This is a genomic window from Priestia sp. SIMBA_032 (genome assembly GCF_046535215.1).
Taxonomy (GTDB): Bacteria; Bacillota; Bacilli; order Bacillales; family Bacillaceae_H; genus Priestia; species Priestia aryabhattai.
Genome location: NZ_JAWRXD010000778.1, coordinates 1 through 267 on the forward strand (window position 1 = coordinate 1; position 267 = coordinate 267).

1 protein-coding gene is annotated in these 267 nt (G+C 68.2%); it reads right to left on the reverse strand.

Annotation, left to right across the window (positions count from 1 at the left end; all coding sequences use genetic code 11):
* The coding region (locus SB717_RS36430; protein ID WP_410907904.1) for a winged helix-turn-helix domain-containing protein at positions 1-267 on the reverse strand (267 nt) is incomplete at both ends.

Sequence of the window (267 nt, forward strand, 5' to 3'; positions counted from 1 at the left end):
GGCGATGGCAGGCCGCAGCCCGAGCGGCGTCGAGAGCGACGATGTCGACACACTGCTTGGCGAACGAGGTGTGCCACCGGTAGACGACGCCGTGCGGACCCTCGAACCGATCGAGGAAGAGGCCGAGCCTGACGCACGTCTCCAGCAGCTCTGCCGCATCCGGACGATCGGTCACGGCGGAGGCGAGTTCCGGAGTCAGCTCGCCGCAGACACTGCCGTCGAGCACGAAGTCGGCGATGTCGGGAGGCAGCGCACCCAGCACATGCT